This is a genomic window from Bartonella krasnovii (assembly GCF_003606345.3).
In the GTDB taxonomy this organism is placed as follows: domain Bacteria; phylum Pseudomonadota; class Alphaproteobacteria; order Rhizobiales; family Rhizobiaceae; genus Bartonella; species Bartonella krasnovii.
Genome location: NZ_CP031844.2, coordinates 2014183 through 2040520, shown reverse-complemented (window position 1 = coordinate 2040520; position 26338 = coordinate 2014183). Strand labels below are relative to the sequence as shown.

Annotated in this window: 20 protein-coding genes; 8 read left to right on the top strand and 12 right to left on the bottom strand. The window is 36.8% G+C overall.

Features of this window, described 5'->3' with window-relative positions; all coding sequences use genetic code 11:
- Positions 1–6 precede the first annotated feature (6 nt).
- Positions 7–474: a tRNA (adenosine(37)-N6)-threonylcarbamoyltransferase complex ATPase subunit type 1 TsaE gene (tsaE, locus tag D1092_RS08815; protein WP_120122725.1), complete on the top strand. Its 468-nt coding sequence runs from the start codon at positions 7–9 to the stop codon at positions 472–474.
- A 171-nt stretch (positions 475–645) separates the two neighbouring features.
- On the opposite strand, the gene trxA is transcribed toward tsaE, so the two are convergent.
- From trxA to D1092_RS08785, 6 genes are all read right to left on the bottom strand, one after another.
- Complete coding sequence (trxA, locus tag D1092_RS08810) at positions 646–969, bottom strand: thioredoxin (protein ID WP_120121550.1); 324 nt, start codon at positions 967–969, stop codon at positions 646–648.
- Between the two features lie 174 nt (positions 970–1143).
- Entirely contained in the window at positions 1144–4620 is a 3477-nt protein-coding gene (gene addA / locus D1092_RS08805; protein WP_120121549.1) for a double-strand break repair helicase AddA, read from the bottom strand.
- Between the two features lie 2 nt (positions 4621–4622).
- Entirely contained in the window at positions 4623–7742 is a 3120-nt protein-coding gene (gene addB / locus D1092_RS08800; protein WP_120121548.1) for a double-strand break repair protein AddB, read from the bottom strand.
- Positions 7743–8167: 425 nt separating this feature from the next.
- Complete coding sequence (locus D1092_RS08795; protein ID WP_120121547.1) at positions 8168–9742, bottom strand: peptide chain release factor 3; 1575 nt, start codon at positions 9740–9742, stop codon at positions 8168–8170.
- The gene (locus tag D1092_RS08790) at positions 9742–11403 is read right to left on the bottom strand and encodes a lysine--tRNA ligase (protein WP_120121546.1); all 1662 of its coding nucleotides are present in this window, start codon (positions 11401–11403) and stop codon (positions 9742–9744) included. Before D1092_RS08790 ends, D1092_RS08795 begins: the two co-directional genes overlap by 1 nt.
- Before the next feature lie 614 nt (positions 11404–12017).
- Positions 12018–13253, bottom strand: a complete 1236-nt coding sequence (locus D1092_RS08785; protein WP_120121544.1) for an argininosuccinate synthase — start codon at positions 13251–13253, stop codon at positions 12018–12020.
- A 173-nt stretch (positions 13254–13426) separates the two neighbouring features.
- On the opposite strand from D1092_RS08785, the gene D1092_RS08780 reads away from it, so the two are divergent.
- Positions 13427–14068: a LysE family translocator gene (locus tag D1092_RS08780; protein ID WP_120121543.1), complete on the top strand. Its 642-nt coding sequence runs from the start codon at positions 13427–13429 to the stop codon at positions 14066–14068.
- A gap of 563 nt (positions 14069–14631) precedes the next feature.
- Here D1092_RS08780 and rlmN read toward each other — a convergent pair.
- The 6 genes from rlmN to lptC form a co-directional block, all read right to left on the bottom strand.
- Positions 14632–15858 carry a dual-specificity RNA methyltransferase RlmN gene (rlmN, locus tag D1092_RS08775; RefSeq protein ID WP_120121542.1) on the bottom strand — a complete coding sequence of 409 codons (1227 nt, stop codon included), beginning with the start codon at positions 15856–15858 and terminating at the stop codon, positions 14632–14634.
- A gap of 42 nt (positions 15859–15900) precedes the next feature.
- Complete coding sequence (locus D1092_RS08770; RefSeq protein ID WP_120122724.1) at positions 15901–16404, bottom strand: invasion associated locus B family protein; 504 nt, start codon at positions 16402–16404, stop codon at positions 15901–15903.
- A gap of 728 nt (positions 16405–17132) precedes the next feature.
- Complete coding sequence (gene ptsN, locus D1092_RS08765; protein ID WP_120121541.1) at positions 17133–17597, bottom strand: PTS IIA-like nitrogen regulatory protein PtsN; 465 nt, start codon at positions 17595–17597, stop codon at positions 17133–17135.
- Between the two features lie 1118 nt (positions 17598–18715).
- Positions 18716–19510 carry an LPS export ABC transporter ATP-binding protein gene (lptB, locus tag D1092_RS08760; RefSeq protein WP_120121540.1) on the bottom strand — a complete coding sequence of 265 codons (795 nt, stop codon included), beginning with the start codon at positions 19508–19510 and terminating at the stop codon, positions 18716–18718.
- A 6-nt stretch (positions 19511–19516) separates the two neighbouring features.
- Positions 19517–20089 (bottom strand): LptA/OstA family protein, encoded by a 573-nt coding sequence (locus D1092_RS08755; protein ID WP_120121539.1) that lies wholly within the window; start codon positions 20087–20089, stop codon positions 19517–19519.
- A 106-nt stretch (positions 20090–20195) separates the two neighbouring features.
- A complete protein-coding gene (gene lptC, locus D1092_RS08750) occupies positions 20196–20837 on the bottom strand; it encodes an LPS export ABC transporter periplasmic protein LptC (protein WP_120121538.1) in 642 nt (213 codons plus the stop codon).
- A 185-nt stretch (positions 20838–21022) separates the two neighbouring features.
- Between lptC and ihfB the strand changes: the two genes are divergently transcribed.
- From ihfB to D1092_RS08720, 6 genes are all read left to right on the top strand, one after another.
- Entirely contained in the window at positions 21023–21301 is a 279-nt protein-coding gene (gene ihfB / locus D1092_RS08745; RefSeq protein WP_120122723.1) for an integration host factor subunit beta, read from the top strand.
- Positions 21302–21308: 7 nt separating this feature from the next.
- Positions 21309–21605, top strand: a complete 297-nt coding sequence (locus D1092_RS08740; RefSeq protein WP_120121537.1) for a lipopolysaccharide assembly protein LapA domain-containing protein — start codon at positions 21309–21311, stop codon at positions 21603–21605.
- Between the two features lie 160 nt (positions 21606–21765).
- Positions 21766–22698 (top strand): class I SAM-dependent methyltransferase, encoded by a 933-nt coding sequence (locus tag D1092_RS08735; protein WP_120122722.1) that lies wholly within the window; start codon positions 21766–21768, stop codon positions 22696–22698.
- 2 nt (positions 22699–22700) lie between these two features.
- Positions 22701–23549, top strand: a complete 849-nt coding sequence (locus D1092_RS08730; protein WP_120121536.1) for a TrmH family RNA methyltransferase — start codon at positions 22701–22703, stop codon at positions 23547–23549.
- Positions 23546–24049 carry a signal peptidase II gene (lspA, locus tag D1092_RS08725; protein WP_120121535.1) on the top strand — a complete coding sequence of 168 codons (504 nt, stop codon included), beginning with the start codon at positions 23546–23548 and terminating at the stop codon, positions 24047–24049. Before D1092_RS08730 ends, lspA begins: the two co-directional genes overlap by 4 nt.
- Before the next feature lie 1466 nt (positions 24050–25515).
- Complete coding sequence (locus D1092_RS08720) at positions 25516–26289, top strand: Bax inhibitor-1/YccA family protein (protein ID WP_120122721.1); 774 nt, start codon at positions 25516–25518, stop codon at positions 26287–26289.
- The last annotated feature ends 49 nt before the right edge of the window (positions 26290–26338 follow it).

Genomic DNA, 26338 nt, shown 5'->3' with positions numbered 1-26338 from the left:
GTCTTAATGAACTTTGATTTTTTTCTTGAAAATGAAGAGGCAACAAAAATTTTTGCAAAAAATTTAGCCCTTTCTTTAAAGCCGGGGGATCTTGTAACGCTGCAAGGGGATCTTGGAACTGGAAAATCAACCATTGCACGCACAATCATCCAAACGCTTGCAAACAATGACACTATGGAGGTTCCAAGCCCTACTTTTACTCTTGTGCAAAGCTATCAACTTCCACAGTTTGAAATTATTCATGCTGATCTTTATCGCCTTTCTATGGTAGAGGAAATTGACGAATTAGGACTTCATGAAGAACGTGAGAAAAATATTTTACTCGTTGAATGGCCAGAGAGAAGTGCAGACCTTTTAGAGAGTGCCACTTTTGCACTCGCCTTACACTATAAAGCACAAGGACGTCATGTGACATTGAGATCGGCACAACATTCCATTGAACGTTTGCAACAATCTTTTGCAATTCCCACATAAAAAACATCGACATAATCGTGCATAACAGTGTGGATTCTTAAAAGTATTAAAATAAATGCATCTAACTTTTTGATTTAATTACTACTAATATATTTTAGAAAAAATGTTTGAAAAAAACTCAAAAGGAGAGATAAAATTTCTCTCCTTTATCGTTGCCTATGTATTATAGCATTAACTAAGCCCATCTTTTATCCACTCAGAAAGACGTCCTTTAGAGGTAGCGCCAACCATATTTGATGAGACATTTCCGTTTTTAAACATCAATAATGTAGGGATAGAGCGTACTCCATATTGGGTCGCCAATTCCGGATTTTCATCAATATTTACTTTAGCAATTTTAACTTGATTTTGCATTTCCGTTGAAACTTCATCTAAAATTGGAGCAATCATTTTGCAGGGACCGCACCATTCTGCCCAAAAATCAACCACAACAGGGATAGAAGAGGTTAGAACCTCACTTTCAAAATTGTCTTTATCAACTTTTATACACGTCATTGATTTATCCTTTATACTCATTTTTTATAGATTGGTATGATAACAATTCATATCAAGTTATTGCAAAGATAAATTATTAAAGGGGGTTTCTGCACCAAAAATTGTGGAGCGTTTTTATTTGAGCAATTTTATGAAAGTAAAAAGCGTAAAGATACTTTGAAGAGAAGAAATAACTTATAAGGCAATTTCATTAAGAAATGCCTCAAGCTTTTCTGGAGGAAGTTTAAAAATTTTAGCTTCTTTACTGTAGACAAGCAGAGCTTGGACATCTTTATCAGGATGAATAGCTTGTAATAATTTTCGATAAAGAGCCATTTGCAACCAATAATGAGGAGCAATAGCAGCTTCATTTTCTGGTGGGTATCCCGTTTTAAAATCAGCAAAGATAATGCTGTCTTGCGTGATGTAGAGACGGTCAATTTGACCAGAAACTACTTGTTCTTTTCCTCGAATTTTTACAATACCCATTAAAGGAACCTCAGCACGTGAATGCTCAGAGAAGAGGGGTTTGAGATAAACATGATCTAACATTTTCCAAACATGGCGAAGAGCATCTTCTCTTTGGCTTTCCTCCCAATGAGAGGCTTTGATATTGAGATAGTCTCGAGCATAATCTTGACGTTTTTGTGGGGGGCAGTCAGGTAGATATTGTAATAATCGGTGAATGAGATGACCATATTCAATGGAAAAAGCTCTGTTGGTGTTTATTTCTCCTAAAACAGGTGAAGTGAAAAGTTGTTTTGGGTTTGAAGAAAGATCTCTATCAGCTTCAATGGAAAGGCTTGCGAGAGAGGGTTTTAATGGTTTTGGGAGCACTGGTTCTGCTGATACTTTATGAGAGAAAAAAGTAGGCAAAGGTGGTAAGTCTTGACTCTCAGCAAAAGCGACTTCTTGGTTTATAGGAGCCGCAGAAGAAGATGTAATGCAATAACGCCAAGCAGAAATATCTTCTGTAGGGCCTTTTATAGCAACCGCATGGGGTTCAAGGGCGTTTTTTACCAGTTGTAGCCATGTATCAGAGGGCGTTTTTTTACCTTTATATCCACAAATAAATAAACGATCTTCAGCGCGTGTCATTCCTACATAAAGAAGGCGCCTATACTCTTCTTCTGCACGCTCTTTTAAATGTGAAATTGCTTTTTTAGAGAGTTTGGTATCAAACTTTTCATTGGGGCGCCAAACAAAAGCTTGTTGTCCGTTCTCTTGTGCATTGTCTAAAGACACTTTAAGTAAATGAGGCGCATGCTGAGGGTGCCAAATCGCACTACCAGGATCAACCAAAAATACAACAGCAGCTTCTAGTCCTTTTGCGGCATGAACAGTCATGATGCGAATTTCTTCATTGTTTTGTTCAAATTCACGTTTAATTTCTGGTTCGCTTGCACTTAATGTTTCTAAAAAAGCTTGTAATCCTGGTAATCCTGTTTTTTGAATGTTAAGCGTATAATCCATAAAAGCATCGAGTACATCATTGGCTTCAGAGCCTAAACGAGATAGAATTTTTTGTCTTCCCTTATCATTATTCAAAATATGGCTATAAAACTCGAAAACCGGTATTTTATCCACTAAAGAGCGATAATGATTCAGCTTTTCAAAAGCATCTTTAAAAGACGCTTTCAATGATGCGTGCGTAGATAAGCTTTGCCAAAGAGAACCGGTGCGGTGTGCGGCAAGCTGATAGAGTTCCTCTTCACAAAAAGCAAAAAGGGGACTTTTTAATACGCAAGCAAGAGAAAGATCATCTTGTGGCTGCAAAACAAAACGTGCAAGCGCCATTAAATCGCGGATACTAATATGTTTGGTAAGTTGTAAACGATCAGCCCCTGCTACTGGAATATTAAGCTGTTTAAGAGCCCGGGAAAGAGCTGAGACAAATTTATCACGTTTACGGACCAAGATCATAATATCACTTGCCCGTATTAAACGTCCCTTTGCTGGAAGCATTTCACCTTTTTGCAACCAGCCAGCAATCGTTTCAGCAATTTTTTCTGCTAAACGAACTTCAGGGGTATCTAAATGATCAACGCTTAAATACCAATCATGCGGAAATTCGCTTGTTTCTTTGGAAATAGCATCCCATATAACAACCTCACCGGGACTATGAACACGAATAGCTTCATGCACCGTCTTTGTATTTTCTGCCGAAAGTCCTTTATAGTTTTCTGGTGTTTCAAAAACAAGATCAACGCTTTTAAGAACATCTGCTGTCGAGCGAAAAGAATAATGCAGTTGTATTTTTTCAAATTGCTGATTTGTTTGCTGTACTTTTTTTTGAATGATTCGCCCATTTACAGCAAAATTTTCTGGAGCAGCACCTTGAAAAGAATAAATAGATTGCTTTTCATCTCCAACAGCAAAAAGAGTCCGTATATTTGTTCGTTGGCTATACCCTGAGAAAAATTCTTGCGCCAACAGTTGAATAATTTGCCATTGCTCAGGGTTGGTGTCTTGTGCTTCATCAAGTAGAATATGATCAAGCCCCTGATCAAGTTTATAGTGCACCCATTGGCTTGCACCTTTGCGCTGTAACAAATGAAGCGTACGCTCAATAAGGTCGTCAAAGTCTAACAAACCATTGGCCTTTTTTAGATTGGTATAGATTTCGAGATAAACAGCACACAGCTGAAAAGCAGCCATATTGAGGGTGGCAACTTTTGCGCATTGATATTTTTCTAAAAGAACAGAAAGCTTGTTTTGTTTATCTTCAAGCATTTGTTGAATAAAAGGCCAAATTTCATCTGATTTTTTACGAAATAAATGTGAAAAATTACGCGGCTCACCTTTTGTTTTAAAATAAATATCAGAGACAATCTTGAGAATATTGGTCTCATCATGCATCTCTCCCAATTGGGAAAACTTTTCCACCATCTCTTTCAGACGTTGACTACCATTGGTTTCACAATGCTTAAGAGCATAAAGAGGAAGACGTGCGGTTTGTTGAATTTGTTCTAATAGGCATTGGTTTGTTTCACTGGGCGCTAAGTTAAAAAGCGCGCGTAATTTTTCTTCTCCATTTTCAGACAGAAGAGACGATAAAAAACTAGAGAGTTTATGTTGCTTTTCAACGGCTTCATAGAGCAATTGATTAAAAGTATGTTCGCTAATAACTTGAAGTAACTGTTGCAAAGCAGGTTGTACATCACGACGCGCTAAAAGTTGGCGACGGGATTCTTGTTGTAATTTTTTGCGACTGATATCATCAGGGAGCTCAAAATGCCCTGCGATATTGGCTTCTAACATAAATTGATGCAAAAGAGATTCACAAAAAGCATGAATCGTTTGAATTTTTAAGCCACCAGGTGTTTCAAGAGCGCGCGCGAAGAGTTGTCGTGCATAAATTAATTTTTGCGTATTGACGGGTCTATTTTCAAAGCGTGTTAAGGTTTCTTGCAACTTTGCATCATCCAGTTCATTCCAACTGGACAACGTGCGAAAAATTCGTGATTGCATAACAGCCGCAGCAGCTCTTGTATAAGTAAGGCATAAAATACGTGCTGGAGGCGTGCCGTTTAAAAGCAACCGAATAACACGTTCACTTAAAACGTGGGTTTTTCCAGATCCAGCATTTGCAGAAACCCACACGTTTTTTTGGGGATGTGTTGCCGTTGCTTGTGCATCAAGAGCGGCTTCAGGAATAGAAAAAAAACTCATGATTACTCTTCTTTATAAAAACCAATTGACCATTCCCACAACCGTGCTAAATGGTCGTAGTCACCTTCATATCGTTTTTCAATGGGAACAGCATGTGAGAGATAGCCTTGTTGAGGATTTTGATAATACGTTATAAGGGCAATAAGATTTCTCCATGCAATTTCACCAAGATTAACTGCACTGAGATAAGTTTTTTCTTCTTTTTCCTTTAAAAGAATAGATTGAGATTTAATTTCACCTTTTCCGTTCAGGGGAACGTAAAATAAATTTGAGGGGGTAAGATCTTGAAAATCTGGAAATGCTCCTTCCATCAGCAAAGCTGCCTCTAAAGCCAATTGTGGAAATAATAATTCACGAACTTGTTTTGATGAAGGAGGAGTTCCAGTTTTAAAATCTAGAATTTCAACCGTTTTGTCTGGCAAGACATCAAGGCGATCAGCCCGTCCTGAAAGAGTTACTCCTGTTGTCCCTATAGGTATTTTTTGTGAGACCACTTCAGCATACCGCTTTCGTTGTCCTAAACTTTGTTCCCATTGAATTAGAAATGGAGCAAGATTTTCAAAATTATTCCACCAGACTGTTTCAATATCAGGTGGAAAATTGAATTTATCAAATTCTTTACGTCCAATAGAAAGCAGAACATTGAGTGCATTTTCAGCATTTGGATTTTTTATTTGTGTGCAAAAAGCAGCAAGAATAGCGTGATAAAGTATTCCACGCTCAATAGCGCTCGGGTCATGAATCAATGCTTTAAGGGGTTTGAGCCGTAAGATTTTTTTGGCATAAATAGCATAAGGATCATACCGCAATGTTTCTATTTCAGTGACTGAAAAATGACGCGGACGCATATCAAGAGGTGGTACAGGGCAAGGACGTTTCACTTCAGAATTTACACTTGTATGATCAAGCATCTTGGTCCAATAGAGGAGTATTTCACCTCGTGCACGAATTTGTTTCCAAACCTTTTTTCCTACAACTGTTTCTATACGTTGTAGCCAACGTGAGGGAATAGAAGGAGTATGATTAACCCGCAACGCGCGACTCATAACCACTTTATCCATTCCCATAGCCCATTGAAAATCATGCGCAGAAAGGCCAATACGCTGCTCTGGTGGTTCCAGAGTTAACATCATTTTCATCGGTCGCGATAAAAAAGCATCATTTCGGGTTGATATCGGCCATGAACCTTCATTAAGACCACCGATGACCACTGTATCAACCGTTTGCAAACGTGATTCCAAAGTACCCCAGATGAATAAACGTGGATGTCCTCCAGGTGAAGGTGTGACAGAACGCGTTGCAATCAATGCAGAAAACATAGCAGGCCATTCGCTCAGATGAAATGTTAATCCTGATTGATCACTGACCAATTCACGCAAAAAATTTGATAGGGCTTGTCCTTCTTCGTGTTGATAAAGATGAGCAAGAGAATTATCCTCATTGCGACCAAAATTCTCAAAAACTTCGACAGTTGCTATGACAGCTTCATTGACGGTGCATTCTTTCTCTTGTCTCATGAGAGAGGTTAAAGGTTCAACAGCTTTCTTTAAAAGATGACACAGAAAACGTGCTTCTTCAAACTTCTGCTGCTCAAGGGCGTTCATTTCAAAATGATCATGGGAATATGTTTCAATCCATTTTTCAAGGAATTGATCACATTCAAAAAGATTGATGCGCCCTGTATTTCCTCGAAGTACAAAAAGTTCAAAATTTTCTGCCATTTCGCGTAAGCGATGACGGTTTTGTTGGAGTGTTGTCAGTGGATGTTTAAGAAGAGAAAGAAAAACAATGGGGTCATCGGGTTGCAAAATATTTTCTAAGATCAGTCGCAAAAGCATTACAGGCAATGTTTGTGCAAGTGGTATTCCCCCTGAATCATTTGCTTCAATGCCAAACCGCTGTAACTCCGCAGCAACACGGCGGGCTAAATTACGGTCATTTGTAATAAGGGCTGCGGTTTTTTTGGGGTTTTCAATAGCTTTTCGTAAAGCGACAGCGATAGCCAAAGCTTCCTCACGTTCATTTATCGCTTCAATAAATGACCAATCTGCACAAAGTTCTTCATAATCATCACGGACAATTTGTATCCATTTGTCCGTCGTAGAAGCTGGCCGGAGTGCTTCTGATAAAAGCGCCATTCGCCTTTTCTTTGTTGTGCTCTGTTGGCCAATTTCACAAACATGGCTACGTTGACACTCCATGAGAGTTAGAAGTTTTTTTAAATGATATTGAGGATGGCTAAAAACATTTTCTGCATGATCAAAAGAAACACACGCTGTTTTTTCTTTATTGCTTGTGCCAAGTGCATTCCATTGTTCTTCATCCATATGAAAATCAAGACCCGGAAGAACAACTGCCCCTTTGGGTAGAGAGGCTATAACTTTTAAAAGATGAGAAACTGCAGGGATAGAACCTGATACACCAGCCGCAATGATAGGCTTATCAGATTGTGCGCGTCGTAAAATCTCTGCATGCATTGTAAGTGCTTGATTACGCCATTCAGCGGGATTACTTCGTTTTCTTTCTTTTAAGATTTGTGGCCAATTTTGTGTCACAATCGTTAAAAAATCGAGCGTTATTTGCCACCATTCAGCGACCATATCAGGAGCAATATCTTTAAGTTTTGACCAGTCTGCTCCTTCTGTTTCAATTTCATCCATCAAATGTGCTAAATCTTGAGCAAGCCAAAGTGCATCGGCACTATGAGCCGGAATAAGCACATCTTCCGTACCAAACATGGCACGCAGATGTGCAGGCAAATTTTCACGCCATGGACGAATAAGACGCGCTAAAAATAACAGGCGTTCACTTTCTCCAATGGGTGGATCGAGAGCGCTGGTATGATTTTCAACAAAAAGAAAACTGTCTTCATCGACATCTCCTAGAGCACGAATGGTTGGCAAGAAAGTTGATTGTGTATCGCTTCTTTCAACAAAGGCTAAGCGCAAAGCGCGAGCCGCACGACGTGTCGGAACATAAATAAGGCTATCGGCAAGAGCTGTTTGAATATCTCCATTGAGAGCAAAATTATCAATAAGGGTACCAGAGAGCAATGCATCAACAAAGTGAGGCAAAAAAGCTGTTCCAGAAGAAATAGAAAAAACATGTGGTTTATAGGTCATATAATATCATATTTGGGATAACAAATTCCATCTTATTGATTATTTGTATTATTTTGACTGTATACAATTCTCATACAAGGAAAAACTATATTTATACAGGAGATTTTTAGCTTAAATTAAAAAAAGATTGAAAGACATTTCATGTCTTAAGCTCTCGTGAAAAAACATATCAAAGTTTTTTGATATATTTCAACGAAGAATTACCGACAGCTTGTTTTCTAAATCACATAACTACTATAAAAAAATATTAAATTTTTAAAAGGTATAAATGTATAATTATATTGTAAAATAAATTTATTGCTCTTCTTATATAAGACAATCTGAAAATGTTCTTTACATACTCTATCGCTTTCAGAAAAAATACTCCAACTCAACGTGACAAATTATCACCAACCAAATTGTTATATAATAGATTCTTCTTTTCATTAAGCGCGTATTTGATAATCCTTAACAGCAGAAAATTTTATTTTTGGTGCTCGTTCTGCTTCATAATTTAATGAAAAATGGTTCTCTGCTAAGAAAACTGGAGCACCCTCTAGATCATGAGCAATGGCAGAGCGGTGATTGGTCAGAAACTTTTGCAACTCATCTTTATTTTCTGCCGAAATCCAACGGCATATATTAAAACGTGCTGGTTCAAAATTGACGGGTAAACCATATTCTATTTTAAGCCGTTCCTTGAGAACATCAATCTGTAAAGCACCAATCACACCAATCAACGAGGGTGACCCATCATCCGGAATAAATAATTGCACAACCCCTTCTTCAGCCATTTGTTGCAAAGCCTCTTTAAGCTTTTTTGCTTTCATTGGATCGCCCAAACTAACACGACGCAAAATTTCCGGTGCAAAATTGGGCACTCCCTTAAAGAGGATATCTTCTCCTTCCGTCAAGGTATCACCTATACGCAATGTGCCATGATTAGGAATTCCTACAATATCACCAGCATAGGCTTGATCAGCAATTTGCCGTGAACGCGCAAAGAAAAATTGTGGTGCTGAAAGTGTCATTGGTTTTCCTGTTCGGACTAACTTTGTCTTCATGCCACGTTCAAGTGTTCCAGAACAGACCCGAAAAAATGCAATACGATCACGGTGATTAGGGTCCATATTCGCTTGAATTTTAAAAACAAACCCTGTCATTTTAGCTTCCGTTGCAACAATATTGCGTTGATCTGCATCCTGATCACGAGGACTTTGACCAAAATCAACAAGCGCATTAATCAAATCACGAACACCAAAGTTTCGTAAAGCCGAACCAAAATAAACCGGTGTCATATGCCCTTCACGGAAAGATTGAAGATCAAAATTTTTGCAAGCACTTCGTGCAAGTTCTACACCTTCGATAAAATGTGAACGCTGATACTCAGGAAGCAGATTTGCAACCTCATCAAGCTTAGAAACTGTCTGTTGTGTTACTTCATCATCTTTTTGACGAAACCTATTATGATGAAGATCAAATGTTCCTACAAAATCTTTTCCCGTACCAATCGGCCAAGTTATTGGTGCAGTATCGAGGGCAAGCTTTTCTTCAATCTCATCTAACAGCTCTATAGGATCACGTGCCTCACGGTCCATCTTGTTGATAAAAGTCACTATAGGAATATCCCGCATGCGACACACTTCAAATAATTTCAGTGTTCTAGGCTCAATTCCGCGTGCACCATCCAGCACCATAATAGCACTATCAACGGCTGTAAGAGTACGATAAGTATCGTCAGCAAAATCCTCGTGGCCTGGCGTGTCTAACAGATTAAAAATATGGTCTGCATATTCAAATGTCATCACCGATGTTACAACTGAAATACCCCGATCACGTTCAATATGCATCCAATCAGAACGGGTTTGAATACGGTCTTTTTTTGCTTTTACCTCACCAGCAAGCTGAATAGCTCCACCAAATAATAACAGCTTTTCTGTTAGTGTTGTTTTTCCCGCATCTGGATGGGCGATAATTGCAAATGTGCGACGCCGTTTTACTTCTTGCACGCGCTTTTCCATTATTTCCCCACAGGTCGCGCAAGCGCTTCAGCAATCAATGCACGCATTTCATTAATCCCATACAAAGCAATAAATGATCCCAATCGTGGTCCTCTTTCTTGCCCTAAAAGGACTTCATAGATCATTTGAAAAAAGACATTTGAAACACCAGGACCCCCTTCAGGGCTTTTTTTATTATGATCTTGATAGCGTTCTATTAAACGTGCAACATCAAGAAGTGCATTTTGAATCATATTGCTATCAGCAGTTTCAGGTAAACTGGCTAATTTTGCATCAATTTGTGCTAATGTTGTCCGTTCATTATCATCTGCCATTCGAAATTTTTTGTTAGGTTTAACAAAAACATCAAAATATTTCAGAGCAAATTGCACTAATTGATCAAGTTCTGGATAAGTTTGCGCATTGGCTCCTTGAGCATAGCGAGAAATAAACCCCCAGAGAACCTCTTTATTTTCTGCATTTGAAGCACTTACTAAATTCAACAGAAGGGCAAAGGGTACCGGTAAATCAACCTGTGGAGGACAACCGTTATGGATATGCCATACTGGATTATTAAGCCGTTCTTGCCAACTTTGACGACCATAGGCAGAAAGATGCGCATAATACTCATCCACAACTTTTGGAATCACATCAAAATAAAGCCTTTTGGCTGTTTTGGGCTTTGAAAACATATAAAGCCCTAAGCTCTCCGTTGGAGCGTAAGTAAGCCATTCATCAATGGTTAAACCATTTCCCTTGGATTTAGAAATTTTCTGACCCTTCTCATCCAAAAAGAGCTCATAGTTAAATCCTTCTGGAGGCTTCCCACCCAATACTTTACAAATTTTAGAAGAAAGATTTGTGGAATCGATAAGATCTTTTCCTGCCATTTCATAATCAATGCCAAGCGCTGTCCAACGCATTGCCCAATCCACCTTCCACTGACACTTGATCTTTCCCCCTGTAACCTCCGTTTCTATAGTTTCTCCTGTTTCAGGTTCGATATAAGTAACCGTTCCTTTTTCAACATTACGCGCAATCATCGGTACTTGTAATACTTTTCCAGAAAAGGGAGAAATCGGTAAAAAGAGAGAATAAGTCGCCTGTCGTTCTTCACCCAAGGTTGGTAAAACAATTGCCATCACCTTGTCATAACAAGCAAGGATTTTTAAAAGTGTTTCATCAAAACGACCGGAACTGTAATAATCCGTAGCACTTGCAAATTCATAATCAAAACCAAAACGATCAAGAAAAGCCCGTAAACGTGCATTATTTGCCGCTCCAAAAGAAGGATAGTCATCTCCAAAAGGATCAGGGACACGACTCAACGGTTGACCAAGATAGCTTTCCATCTTCTCACGATCAGGTACATTATCTGGAACCTTACGCAAACCATCCATATCATCAGAAAAACAAAGTAATTTTGTTTTCACTTTATTCTCTGTGAGAATATGAAAAGCATGACGCACCATAGTAGTACGTGCTACCTCCCCAAAAGTGCCAATATGCGGCAAACCAGAAGGCCCATAGCCCGTTTCAAATATTACACTCTCTGGATAACCTGTTTTTTCATAGCGTTTGATAATCTTACGTGCTTCTTCAAAGGGCCAAGCTCTTGATTGAGCAGCTGCATCTTTTAATTCTGGCGTAAGGCTAAGGGCATCACACTGATCACGCATCATTATCTTTATCCTAAAAATTATATTCTTTTCAAATTAGGGTGTATGGTTCTTGAATTTATTCGTCAATAATAGCAAGCAAAAATTTGGAAATTTCTTTATACTCACAATATAAAAACAAACCGTGCTGTAAACATATTTTATTTTGATAAAAATAAAAAACATTCAATATTATAAAGCAAAAGTATCTTGTTTTGATTATCAAAGCCTGCTTTGCCCTTAATCATAAGGCACGCTTATTATATTGATGAGCAAACCAATATCATCACAAATTTTTCTCCCTAATGTTGATACAATTCTTAGCGCTTGAGATGATTCATTAAAGATATGCCTTTCTTGTACAATTTTTCCCACATGGCTCATCAGCTTGTAATGTGCAAAAAATGATTTTGATTGATTCGATATGCGAGACATTTGAAATGAGAAAATTTTAGAATCTTCAAGACTCTAACTCAATAGAAAAAAGATAAATTATCATTATAAAACAATGTGATAAATCATAAAAATGAAATCTCTAATAGCGAACGAAAGAACTGCAAAACATTAATAGATAAAAATACTTTAATAAATCGTTTTATACAAAAGTACTGCCCCACATGATACTTTCAAAAAAATCTTTATTTCTTTTCTTTATCACCTTTATGTCGCATGGCTAATGTACGCAAACGCAGAGCATTTAATTTAATAAAGCCGGCAGCATCTTTTTGGTCATAAGCTCCTTCATCATCCTCAAAGGTAACCAATTGACTAGAGTAAAGTGATTTTTGGCTCTGGCGTCCTTCAACAATCACATTACCCTTATAAAGTTTGAGTGTCACTTCGCCTTCAACATTTTCTTGAGATAAATCAATAGCAGCTTGCAACATTTTACGTTCAGGTGAAAACCAAAAGCCATAATAAATAAGTTCTGCATAACGGGGCATTAACTCATCTTTCAAATGCGCTGCACCACGATCCAATGTCAAAGATTCCATTGCTCGATGAGCTGTCAAAAGAATGGTTCCTCCTGGGGTTTCATAAATGCCACGCGATTTCATACCAACAAAACGATTTTCTACCAAATCTAACCGGCCGATACCATTATCGCGTCCATAACCATTCAATTCAGAAAGTAAACTCGCAGGAGAGAGACTTTTTCCGTTGATCGAAACCGCATCACCTTTTTTAAAACCAATAGTGATGATAGTTGCTTGATCTGGAGCAGCTTCCGGCGAAAGAGTCCGCATGTGCACATATTCGGGAGCAGGTGTCGCTGGATCTTCCAAAATTTTTCCTTCTGATGATGAATGTAACAAATTTGCATCAACCGAAAAAGGTGCTTCACCTTGTTTATCCCGCTCTACCGGAATTTGATGGGTATGTGCAAAGTTAAGCAAATCTGTTCGACTCTTAAAATCCCAATCACGCCATGGGGCAATAATTTTGATATCAGGATTAAGTGCATAAGCAGAAAGCTCAAAGCGTACCTGATCATTGCCTTTTCCTGTCGCCCCATGAGCAATTGCATCTGCTCCTGTTTCCTCAGCAATTTCAATTAAACGTTTTGAAATAAGTGGACGTGCAATTGATGTTCCTAAAAGATAACTCCCCTCATAAACCGTATTGGCTCGAAACATCGGAAAGACAAAATCACGCACAAATTCTTCACGCAAATCTTCAATGTAGATTTCTTTAACACCTAACGTTTCAGCTTTATGACGAGCAAACTCTAGCTCTTCCCCCTGCCCTAAATCTGCTGTAAAAGTTACAACTTCAACGCCTAATCTACTTTGCAACCATTTGAGAATAATTGACGTATCCAATCCCCCTGAATAAGCCAAAACAACTTTTCTGATATTTTGCCATTTTTTCATTTTAAAGTTCCATGTGAGCTGCTTCTTTCATCTTTTCCTAAAAATTTAAACAATGCAAGAAATATAAAAATAAATTCTTTTTAAGAAACATTAAAAAGACTCAAAAAGCGTAAATAAAGGCGCCTCGGGCTATAAATAGCGTGAACACTACTTAAAAATAAGAGGAGATTTAGGTGTCATTTCTACCGGAGTGGTCTATTATTGTACAATTTGCTTTAGCATCGTTGATTTTAGCGCTTATCCCAGGACCAGATATGATGCTTTCTGTAGGAAGAACCATCACACAAAGCAAAAAAGCTGGAATTATGTGTGCCTTAGGAAGTGCAACAGGATTTGCTATTCAAGTGATTGCCGTAGCACTTGGCTTGTCAGCACTTATTTTTGCTGCGCCACACGCCTTTGTTCTTCTGAAAATTGTTGGTGCCTTTTATCTTTTATGGTTTTCCTTCCAAGCTTTACGGAGAAAACCGACATTTTCCTTTGAACAAACATCTTCTAAATCTCAAAGCTCTAAACGTAACTATCTTGCTGGTATTGGAATTAATCTTCTCAATCCTAAAGTTATACTCTTTAACGCAACATTCTTACCACAATTTATCAATGAGAATGATCCTATGGCAACACAAAAGTTACTTTTTTTAGGACTCTCTTACATTCCTATTTCTTTCCCTATTACGATTTCTGTTGTTTTTACAGCGCATAAACTTACCAAAATCCTTAAAAAAAATCCTCTTTATATTCGCTTTCTCGACTGGCTTATTGCTGGTACTTTTACCAGCTTTGCTCTCCATCTTCTTATCGTTACAAAAAATTAAATGCTCGTACCAACTTACACACCTTATATGAAACCTGAAAATATGGATGGTATCATATATTTCACAGAAGCTTTTTTGCTATAGTTTTCACAGGCGTTGTCGTGAGATGGAGAGTATATTAAGAAATGCTTTTTTAAAAACATGTCAATGGATAACAATGGTATTTATGGTGAGGAGTATTTATATTTTAGACACGCCGTTTATATGTAAAGCGTAGTCTTGCTAAAGAACGTAATAAACAAAAGCATCAAGAAATATATCTCCACTCTTTAAAATTTATTACCGTCGACGTTTTTAAAAGTCATAAAACCGAAATAAAGAATGTGAAGTGAGGTGGCAATGTATAGTCTCTTGAGACTTTCCTCTAAATTAGGCTGCTTCCTCATTTCAGAGATTATGCAAACAGACTTTATACAATATATTTCCCCCTATTGAGAACCTATAAAGCAAAGACTATTCATCTAGCATTGATCCATCTTAATCCCTGTTTCACACATGCCTCTATATGAGGTTGTTGATTTACAGAAAAAATTCAGACTTTATAGCACTGAAAATTATATTAACTAATGACCAATGGCATTTTCAAGTTTTAAACGTTCAGATTTTCGTAAGCGCTCTGAAGCCGATTTAAGCTGTCCACATGCAGCTAAAATATCGCGTCCACGCGGTATCCGAATAGGAGAAGCATAACCTGCTTGATTAACAATATCAGCAAAACGTTCGATTTGCTCCCAATCAGAACATTGATAATTACTCCCTGGCCACGGATTAAAAGGGATTAAATTGATCTTCGCTGGAATACCTTTTAGCAACTGTATTAATCGCTTAGCATCATCTAAACTATCATTGATATCTTTCAGCATAACATATTCAAATGTAATTCGTTTTGCATTAGACAGACCAGGATAATTACGGCAAGCATCCATGAGCAGAGCAAGCGGATATTTTTTATTGATAGGAACAAGCATATCTCTTAGTGGATCGTGTACGGCGTGCAATGAAATTGCTAACATCACACCTATTTCTTCCCCAGTCCGAATAATTCCAGGAACAACCCCACTGGTTGAAAGCGTAATCCGACGTTTTGATAAAGAAAGTCCATCGCCATCAGAAGCAATCAATAAAGCTTTTTTTACAGCTTCAAAGTTATAAAGAGGTTCTCCCATTCCCATCATAACAATATTGGTAATTTTGCGCCCTTCAACAGGAACAATTGCCCCATCAGGCGTATCCTTATCAGGAAAATCACCCAAACAATCACGTGCGACTAATAATTGTGCCAAAATTTCTTCTGCCGTCAGATTGCGAACAAGCATCTGCGTTCCTGTATGACAAAAAGAGCAGGTTAACGTACACCCAACTTGCGATGAAAGACATAAAGTACCACGTCCTTCTTCAGGAATATAAACCGTTTCAATTTCAACAGGCCTTCCTGCCCCACGGGCTGGAAAACGTAAGAGCCATTTACGTGTACCATCCTTTGATACTTGTTCTCCAACAATTTCCGGACGTGCAATGGAAAAATGACGTTTAAGTGTTTCCTGCATTGCTTTTGAAATATTTAGCATTTCATCAAAATTTGAAACGCCACGGACATAAAGCCAATGCCAAAGCTGACGAGCACGCATACGCGTTTGACGCTCTGGTATACCAAGTGTCTTTAAAGTTTGCACTATTTCATCTTGCGATAATCCAATTAAAGAGAGCTTAGAGCTCTCCTTTACCACCACATTATCTGTTTTTTGTGCTAAACATGAACCAACAGGTCTAAGATCATAGGAAATAGCCATTGCTTTCCAATTTACATCATTCTTGTAGAAATTATAAAAACTTTAATGGCACTTTTGAGCCGTATTTAATGCAGCAGTGACCCCTTTTAAGGAATAAGTATAGGTCGTATGCGTTCCCCGTTTTGATATCGCTTTCACTGTCATATTGTTTCCAGCACGCATAGCAGAAACAAGCTGTTTTTCCTGCTCTGATGACGCCAACCAAGCTGAGGAATCCTTCGTGAAAAAATCAAAGTCCTTACCTCCAATGGTTACTGTCACTTTTGACCCTTCTTTAAGCGTATAACCAGCCATAAACTGCGGTTCAAATGAAACAGGTGATTGAGAACGCTTAGTAACTAAGAAAAAATTATCGCCATGATTAACCGTTGTTGGAAGAGCATTCAAAGGAACAGATAACACATAGCAAATCGTATTTTGGGACGATTTATAAGAATAGGTTCCCCACGCTTCAAATTGGTTTAAACGGCTTGGCGTTTGTGCGCATGCGATCCCACCTGTAACAAGAACTATTACAGATGCAGCAATAACAGTCTTTTCAAACATCTTCATTTAGCTCACTTCTTTAGTCTCTAACAAGATTCTCTTCATTGGAAAAGTTCAAACAAAAACTCCTCGATACTCATGTGTAATCATCCTAATTCCTTCAATAAGAGAAATATCTTCACAGTAATCAGAATAGATTTTATGTTCCATTGTGACCTTTTAGTCGTTACCAAAATATGAACTTTTTATTCAATAATCACATTAAAAAACAATATTTCTGATTTCACACTACTCCTTTCGTTTTTTCATAAAAAAGGATTTCTTTAAGCAATAGGATTTTAAAACAAAGTGAAAATATACCACTACTCTGCTGAGAAATAAACCATACTCTTTACATCACAAGCAATCTAATGCAAAAACTTGAAAAGGCACCCTATACTCCCCCAAAAAATTTCACAGCATCTCATAGCCTTGAGAATATCATTTCTCAACTCTACACATTCAATACACGCATATCCATAAGATACTCCACCTTTCAACTATTATAGTGTATTCATACGTCGTATTCAATATCGTCCTGATATCTTATTGTTATAATCTTAAAAAGATCTCGCAAAAATAACCAAATATTATCAATATATTAGATTATAAAACAGAGAAGCCTTAAACTCTGTCTCAATGGCAAATTGTATAACGTAATCTTTTACTATCAGCCCTTTAAGATACAAATTATATTATTTCTAAACTCTATGATGTACCCTTCACAATTTATGCACTTATAATCCTTTTTAAGCTGCGTTTGATTCTGAAGTTTGAATCAATAAAGTGTAAAGCGCATTGGCATTATGCGTATTGCGTAATTTTTGCACAACATCAGCATGACGCAAAACACGTGCAATCTGTGATAAAGCTTTTAAGTGATCTGCACCCGCATTTTCAGGTGCCAAAAGAAGAAAAACAAGGTCTATAGGCTCATCATCGAGAGCTTCAAAATCAACAGGACTTTCAAGACGTGCAAATATACCAATAATCCGATTAATATCAGGTAATTTTCCATGAGGAATCGCAATACCACCACCCAGCCCCGTTGAACCAAGTTTCTCGCGTTGCAAAACAATATCAAAAATTACATGCTCACTAAGACCTGTTAGCTGAGACGCTTTTTCGGCTAAAATTTGCAGAACTTGTTTTTTCGAATTAGCCTTAAGAGCCGGAATAATTGCTTCCGGTGCTATTAACTCACTCAAATTCATCCTTTAATTTTCCTCTTACACGCTCAAATGCTCACTAATAAACCCTATAAACGATATTCAACCTTAAAGTTCTTTCACTTTTCACAACATCGCATGTGCTTTTATTTTTTAATTTATAATGAGTGAAGGCTTAATATGTCTCATATCACTTTTAACAGAACAATAAATAGTGTTTAGCTCCTCATTAACAGCATGAGAAAAGAAAAAAAGAAATGAAGTTGTTCATGAAATTAATTTCCTTAAAACCCTAGAAAAGGGCATTATTTATAAATTTATTAAACTTGTCACAAGAGTTAATGTATAACTCCCCATTAGATTTTTTTCTTTCTTTTAAAATAAGCCCTTAATAGAATGAGAAGCATATTGAGCAAAATGGACCTTTAGTTTGAAAATTACTGTATAGCTTAAACAAAGCCTTATAACAAGAACCTAAAGGCGTTTTGCTCCTCTTTTAAATACGCCATACAAACCAATAAAACACGACAATCCCTATTAAATAAACGCGATATATAATATGCAATATATAACGGATGGACGCTCCAATCAAAATACCAAAAACAGCATCATCAACATGTTATTTAATTTGACAAAGAAAAATATGATGAATATCTCTCACCTTTCAATAACACATGCATTTTTATTTACAGCCTCATTTATCACTTATTATCAAGTTCATCTAATGATATCTTTTCTATGACACAATCATGAGTAAGCTCAACCAATAAAACAACAAATTCACTTTATAGTGATGAAGCCTTTTGCTCCACTCAATAAAAATTTATTAGATTATATTCATAAAAAAAGTTTTGGCATAAATAAGGAGATTTTCAATAATAACGTAATGAATACAGCTACCAGAGAAAATTCTATTGCACACCTTTAATTAAAAAACTTTATCCTAAAATCGTATTCTTTTATTGATTTACAAAACTTTGATAAAATTATCATCGTTTCTACAATAAGGTAACAATTTCATTTGTTTCTGTAATGGAAATATATATTAATAATATGCTTTACTAATAATTACAACAAAACCTTATCGACATCCTTTGAAATGTGTTTGTGACGACTATGCTGTTTTTATTAAACTTAAATAGAACCGTATGAAAGCTGTAAAATCATAGAGAAAACTGATGCCCCAAATAAATTCTGCGGACATCAACGTTATTGATAATATCATTAGGACGACCATGAACTAACACTTTGCCGGTGTGAATAATATAAGCGCGGTCGACAAGCCCCAATGTCTCGCGTACATTATGATCTGTTATTAAAACACCGATGCCACGCCTCGTTAAATGACGAATAAGTTGTTGAATATCAAAAATAGCGATAGGATCAATCCCCGCAAATGGTTCATCAAGTAACATAAAATGAGGACGAGAAGCTAAAGCACGCGCAATTTCAAGTCGTCGACGCTCACCCCCAGATAACGAAAGCGCAGACATTTTACGTAAATGATCAATTTTAAATTCATGTAAAAGGCTATCAAGCTCTTCACGTTGTTTAAGATGATCTTTTTCAACGACTTCTAAAACAGCTTTAATGTTATTTTCCACTGAAAGACCACGAAAAATAGATGCTTCTTGGGGAAGATACCCAATACCTAAACGCGCCCGTCGATACATCGGAAGATGCGTAACATCAAATCCATCAATTTTAATGGATCCTCCATCAGACTTTATGAGCCCTGTAACCATATAAAAACAAGTTGTTTTACCAGCTCCATTAGGACCTAAAATACCCACCGCTTCTCCCGTACGAATACCAAAAGAAACGCCATTAACTGTCGGTCTTCCTCGATAAACTTTAATCAAATGACTAGCAATCAAAGTCCCTTTTAAACGCTTTTTTGAAGCTTCACTTACAAGATCATGCTGATCAGCCTGTTTTTTTCTTTTGATTCCAAACATAAAACCTTAATGGCCATTTTGTTTATTTTGTTTAAAAATAATAGAAACGCGACCTTTTTTCTTAGTCGTCTCACAACCTTCTAAAAAAGCCTTTCCGCTTTCCATATTTGCCGTTAATTTACATCCTGTTGCCACATTATCACCATCCGTTAATACAACATGATTCCCTGTCAAGCTCATCATTTTTGTTTTTCCATCAAAAACGCCTTTATCCCCCGTAGCAATTTGCGTCGCTATTTTTATATAAACTTTTCCTAAGGCTTCCATTTTTTGTATACCCGACGAATCAAACAAAGTAAAAGATGATGTCTTCATATCTTCTTTGTTTCTATCTGCTTCTTTATGGGCTTTATCGTAATAAACAATTAATTTTGCCGTCCGTAAAAGACGTTCACCTTGCACCACTGAAACATCACCCTTAAAAAGTGCTATCCCTTCTTTATCACGTATTTCTAAAGAATCTGCATGAAGTTCTACCGGTTCTTTGTCGTTTGATAGACTTATTCCCAAATGGGTCCCTTCAGCATATACTAAAAACGCTCCTCCTCCTAACATTCCCATGCTAAAAGCCAACGTCATACCTATCCATCTTTTGTATGATCTCATTCTTTCAATTCTTCTGTTTGTATATACGTATGAATTCTCTTTTTAAAATCCCTTAAAAATTCGTGTTGATATTGCATCATTACTTTTGAAACACTAAATGCACACCACCATGGAAATACATGTTTTTTCCTTTTTCTCGAATTTGTAAGGCATTGGCAGCAAGATGAAAACCGGCTCGCTGAATCTTAACGCGTTGATCCGTTTTTAACTGTCCCTCAGATAAATTAATATTAGCCGACATAAATTGCGCCATCATCCCATCATTTGTCGTAATGGTGAATGGCTTATCCAACTGTAAAAAACCATGAATGTTATCGTAAATACCCCTTTGTGCAGCAAGAAAAAATTGTCTTTTCTGGCCCATAGATGCTTTTGCTGTGATGTTTTGTAATCCAATTATTCCAGAGCGCGTTTGATCTTGAAATGCTTTTTCTGCTTTAAGCCAATAAGGTTCATGAGCACGCGTATAACCTTCTAATTTTGGATTGAGCATTGTCAAGTTTCTCACTCCATTCTCTTCATTATTTAAAGGCATAGGATCAGAAGTAACGGGAACTAAGAAAAACGTAAACCAGCAAAAAACCAGCGATAAAACTAACGCTAAGAGCGGTAAAAAAATTTTTAATAGGCTAATGCGACGCGAATGACGAGATGCCTTTTTAAAAACATCTCCAACTGATGATTGCGTTGAAAAGACTTCATAATGATTGTGGACGGACATACTCTCCTAATCTCTTAAATATTCCGCATTTTTAATCTGTATAACCTTTATAAGAGGTATTTTCAAATTTTGTTTCTTGAAATTTGTTTTTTCTTTGTTTTATTTTGCTTTTATCCATTTATATATTGTAATATGCATGAAGTGCACAATTATAAAAAAGTTTTTTGTGTGAAAGTGAGGCTATTGTGGTTAAATCAGAACTTGTGCAAATTATTGCTCGCCATAACCCGCATCTTTTTCAACGAGATGTGGAAAATATTGTAAACGCTATTTTTGAAGAAATTTCAACAGCTCTTGCCAATGGCGATCGTGTTGAACTTCGTGGATTTGGAGCTTTTTCTGTAAAAAGCCGTTCAGCTCGGAATGGACGTAACCCACGAACTGGAGAAGCCGTTACTGTTGAAGAAAAGTGGATTCCTTTTTTTAAAACTGGCAAAGATTTACGCGACCGTCTTAATCAGTGAGAAACTTATGATTATTAAACGTATTCTTCTAACAAGTATCGGTGTGATTATTACAGCGCTTTTAATTGTTTTTATCGTAGCTAATCGTCAAATGGTTCCGTTAACCCTTGATCCTTTTCGAGAAAACTCTGAAAGTTTTACTTATCGCGCTCCTCTCTTTATATGGCTTTTTATTTTTTTTGGTTTTGGTATTTTATTAGGAAGTCTGATCCGTTGGTTTTCCTATCGCAAATGCAAAAAAGCTCTCAAAAAAAGTAAAGCCGAGATTGAAAAATTGAAAACGTCTATCACAAATCTGGTGTAATGGTCTTTTAATGAAATCGTTTTCCCTTTAATATTTTGTAGTCAATACAGAGTTTTTTTCTATACGTGTTTTAATTGATTTTAGTTCTTTTTCTCTTTTACGAAACATTTAAGAGCTTTATAATGTATTTTTTTATACCTCATATACCATGATACAGAACATGCCTGCACAATGTTTTCAATCCTCCTACAAGAATAGATATCCGCAGGAAAAGTTGCCTCTTATTTTGGAAACGGGTGTGAGTGAGAACTATGCTCTCATTGATTCTGGAAATGGACAAAAATTAGAGCGTTATGGAGATTATCGAATTATTCGTCCAGAAGGCCAAGCACTATGGAAACCTGCTTTATCACAAAAACAATGGGCTGATGTTGATGCTATTTTTACAGGAAACCGTGATGAAGAGGGTATTGGTCGTTGGCATTTTCCTAAAAAGCTACTTGATGAAACATGGCCCCTTTCTTGGAATGGATTGTCTTTTCTGGGGCGTTTTACTTCCTTTCGTCATGTAGGTGTTTTTCCTGAACAAGATGCCCATTGGCGCTCTATGGAAGAACAAATCATAAAAGCCGCACGCCCTATAAAACTATTGAATCTTTTTGGCTATACAGGTGTTGCCTCTTTGATTGGAGCACGAGCGGGTGCAAACGTTACTCATGTTGATGCTTCTAAAAAGGCCATTGCGTGGGCAAAAGCTAATCAGAAAAGAGCAGGATTACCAGATCATTCTATTCGCTGGATTTGTGATGATGCTGTCAAATTTGTCGAGCGAGAACTCCGTCGCAAAAAGAGCTATGATATGATCCTGCTTGATCCCCCTGCTTATGGACGTGGAACCCATGGCGAAATTTGGCAACTGTTTGATCATTTACCAGCCATGATAACAAATTGTCGTAAACTCCTCTCTGATAAACCTCTCTCTGTTGTCCTTACAGCTTATTCCATTCGTGCTTCCTTCTTTGCACTTCATACTTTAATGCGCGATACATTTGTAAATCTTGGTGGCACAGTCGAATCGGGAGAACTCATTTTGCGTGAAGAAGTTGCAGGACGCGCCCTTTCTACTTCTCTTTTTAGCCGTTGGATTGCTTGAATATGTGTAGAACCAAAACTGGTAAAGTGAAAGAAATTACCTCCCTTAGCAATCCTATCATAAAAGATCTTAAAGCACTTAACCAAAAGAAAAACCGTAATCGCGAAGGTCTTTTTATGGCAGAGGGATTGAAATTGGTCATTGATGCTCTCAATCTCGGTTGGACAATACAGACACTTATTTTTTCTAAAAGCGAAATTGGTAATACCATTATCGAAAATACTGCTGCACGCGCTGTAGCCAATGGTGCTTTTGTTATCAAAGCCTCACTAAAGGTTATGGAATCACTTACTCGACGTGATAACCCACAAACAGTTATTGGTATTTTTAAACAAAAATGGCAACCTCTGGAAACAATACAAGGGCAAACTAAAGATGTTTACATCGCGCTTGATCGTGTGCGTGATCCTGGAAATCTTGGGACCATTATTCGCACTGCTGATGCTGTAGGTGCCAAAGGTGTTCTTTTAATTGGCGAAACAACAGATCCTTTCTCACCTGAGACAGTTCGTGCAACCATGGGATCTATTTTCTCTATACCCCTTTATCGTTTTGATGAAAGCGCCTTTTTAAACTGGTCGGCTCACTTTAAAGGTATGATTGTTGGCACGCATCTCAAAGGATCTCTGGATTATCGGACACTTGATTTCAAAAATGGTCCGATAATCCTTTTAATGGGAAATGAAAAACAGGGACTATCAGATACTCTTACACATCGATGTGATAAACTTGCACGTATTCCACAAAGTGGACGTGCTGACTCGCTTAATCTGGCAGTAGCAACAGCTGTCATGCTTTATGAAATCCGTCGCCCTTATTTAACACTGGAACCATGCGAGGAAAAAATATGATCCGCAAATCACTCCCTTTTCTTCTCCTTGGCTTAGCCCTTACAGTCGGGCTTGACCAAGCTGTTAAGTACTGGGTTATGCACAATATGCCTTTAGGAACAGAAATCCCGCTTATTCCTTTCCTTTCCCTTTATCATGTGCGTAATTCTGGTATTGCATTTTCGTTTTTTTCTTCCTTTTCTCACTGGGGAATCATTGCCATAACGATTATTGTAATTATCTTTCTTCTATGGTTATGGAAAAATACTGAATATAATAAATTTTTAACGCGCTTCGGTCTTGTCCTTATTATTGGGGGAGCAATTGGCAACCTTATTGATCGTATTCGCTTTCATCATGTCACTGATTATATACTTTTTTACATTGATGATATTTTTTATTTTGCTATTTTCAATCTTGCAGATAGTTTTATCACGCTTGGTGTTATTGTTATTCTTATTGAGGAACTGCGCACTTGGATGAAAGCAAAACGTCACTTCAACCATACATCTTCCCATTAATGTTCTCATCGCCTTAAAAAACAGAGATTTTTAACCATCATAAGCCTGATTAAAAACTCTCTTAGATAATTCTTTCGACTGATTATTTTACATATTTTTTCTTTATGAGAGTTTTATTTTTTCTTCAACTTTACATGTCCATCTTTGCTCAATACAAAAGAACTGGCTTCAGATGGCTTTTACACTATACTATTTCTACTGACACCGTCGTAAAATGAGCTTGGAAAGCATTGAAAATATCTCTAAAATAAGTAAATAAATTGAGTATCCAATGATACTCTTTTTCTCATAAAAGGTATGATGAGCGGATAAATAAAAATACCCCTTACGAAAACTTTCATATACAAAGTTTGCCGCAACATCAGAGACAAAAAAGAATACAATGGTAGGTAGCAGTTTGCACCTTTGTTAAGTCAAGCTGAGATGTATATGATGCTACACCCTTATCACCATCGATAAATAGAATTTGAAATATTAAAAGTGTTTATTAAATGATTACAATTGAGTAAAAAAATACTTGTTATCCGTTTTTTTTGATTTTAATTTCTATGCTCTTCTTCTTTTCTTAATAAACTATGAAGTTAATATATTGATTATAAATTATAACTTTATATTGAATTTAAGCTGCTTTAAATTGTTTTTTTTCATTGTTTCAAATCTTTTTATTTTTAATGCAAAAAAATCTAACAAATCAAAGTGATAGACCTACAGTCATATGTTTTTTTGTTTCATAATGTAAAAACCACTGTGCGCACCATTTTTATGGCTATGAAAAAACAATTTAGCATCATCGTATTATTTTACAGCTCTCAGTGTTGTCTTATAGCTCCTTGCATTTTAGAGAATTTATGAGCGATATTTTTACTCCTTTTTAGAGCTTTTTATCCGCATACCAATCCTAATCGTATCGTACAGGAAAATGATCTTGATTGCTTTAATATAAACAGATTTGTCATCAGAAAACCTTACGATATTTTTTAAGGGTATTTAGAATTAATATATCTTTATATATTAATAGGTTATATAAAAACTCAACCCAATTAGATTTTCTGGCTGGGTAGAGCAGATGCAATCTTGAAAATTGAAAAATAGCGTGATGTTACGTGTCACTTTTCTTATCACCTTAAAGATAGATATTTTATAAGTGGAAATTATAGGATTCCTGTGAATAATAAAAAACTTCTTAATTTCATCTTTTTCTTTTGTAAAATACGATGAAGACAGAAGTATTTTTCATGGAAATGAATTTTTTCCTTACCAATTTGTAAGGTTCATTGCTTTGATAAATCTCTTGTAATTTTTAAATAAATCTCCATAATAAGAGGAGATATGCTGGAATTCCGCCAGTGATTCTGAAGGTTTTTTGTATTCGCCAAATTAAGGCTTATACAGAGCTTGTCTCTTCAAAGAGAGAGACATTTAAAAACCCAATACCTGACGGGACATATGCTAAAGGATTTTATATTATGGCTAATTTTAAAAATTTACGTTCAGCGCCTGCTTCTCATGCTGATGCATCGATTGATCAGGGATTGCGTGACTATATGTTGGGTGTTTATAATACAATGGCCATTGGTTTGCTTATTACAGCTGCTGCTGCCTATGCAATTGTATCATTAGCAACGACAACAGATATGAGCCAAGCAGCCGCTCAGATCAATAGCAGTGTTTATTTAACATCATTTGGAGTAACATTTTATACATCGCCATTCTCTTATATTGTGATGTTTGCACCCCTTATTGCAGTTTTATTCCTTAGTTTTAAAATTAATACACTGAGTACAAATGCTGCTCGTAGCCTCTTTTTTGGTTATGCTGCTCTGGTTGGGCTTTCATTATCTTCAATCGTTTTACGTTATACGACGGAAAGCATTGTACAAACCTTCGTCATTTCCGCTGCAACTTTTGGAGCTCTTTCACTTTATGGATACACAACAAAGCGTGATCTTACAGCGATGGGTTCATTCTTTTTCATAGGTTTGATCGGTTTGATGCTTTCCATGGTTGTGAATATTTTTCTTGGATCAAGCGCTTTGCAATTTGCTATCTCCGTTATTGGTGTTTTTATCTTTGCTGGTTTAACAGCTTACGACACACAAAACATTAAATTGATGTATTATGAAGGAGATCAAGGCGACACCAGAGGTCGTAAAGTTATTATGGGCGCGTTGAGTCTTTATCTTGATTTCATCAATATGTTTGTTTTCTTGTTACAATTTCTCGGTTCAAACCGTGATTGATTGCAGAAATCATCGCTTAATGAAAGAACCTTGTTTCATTTAGAAACAA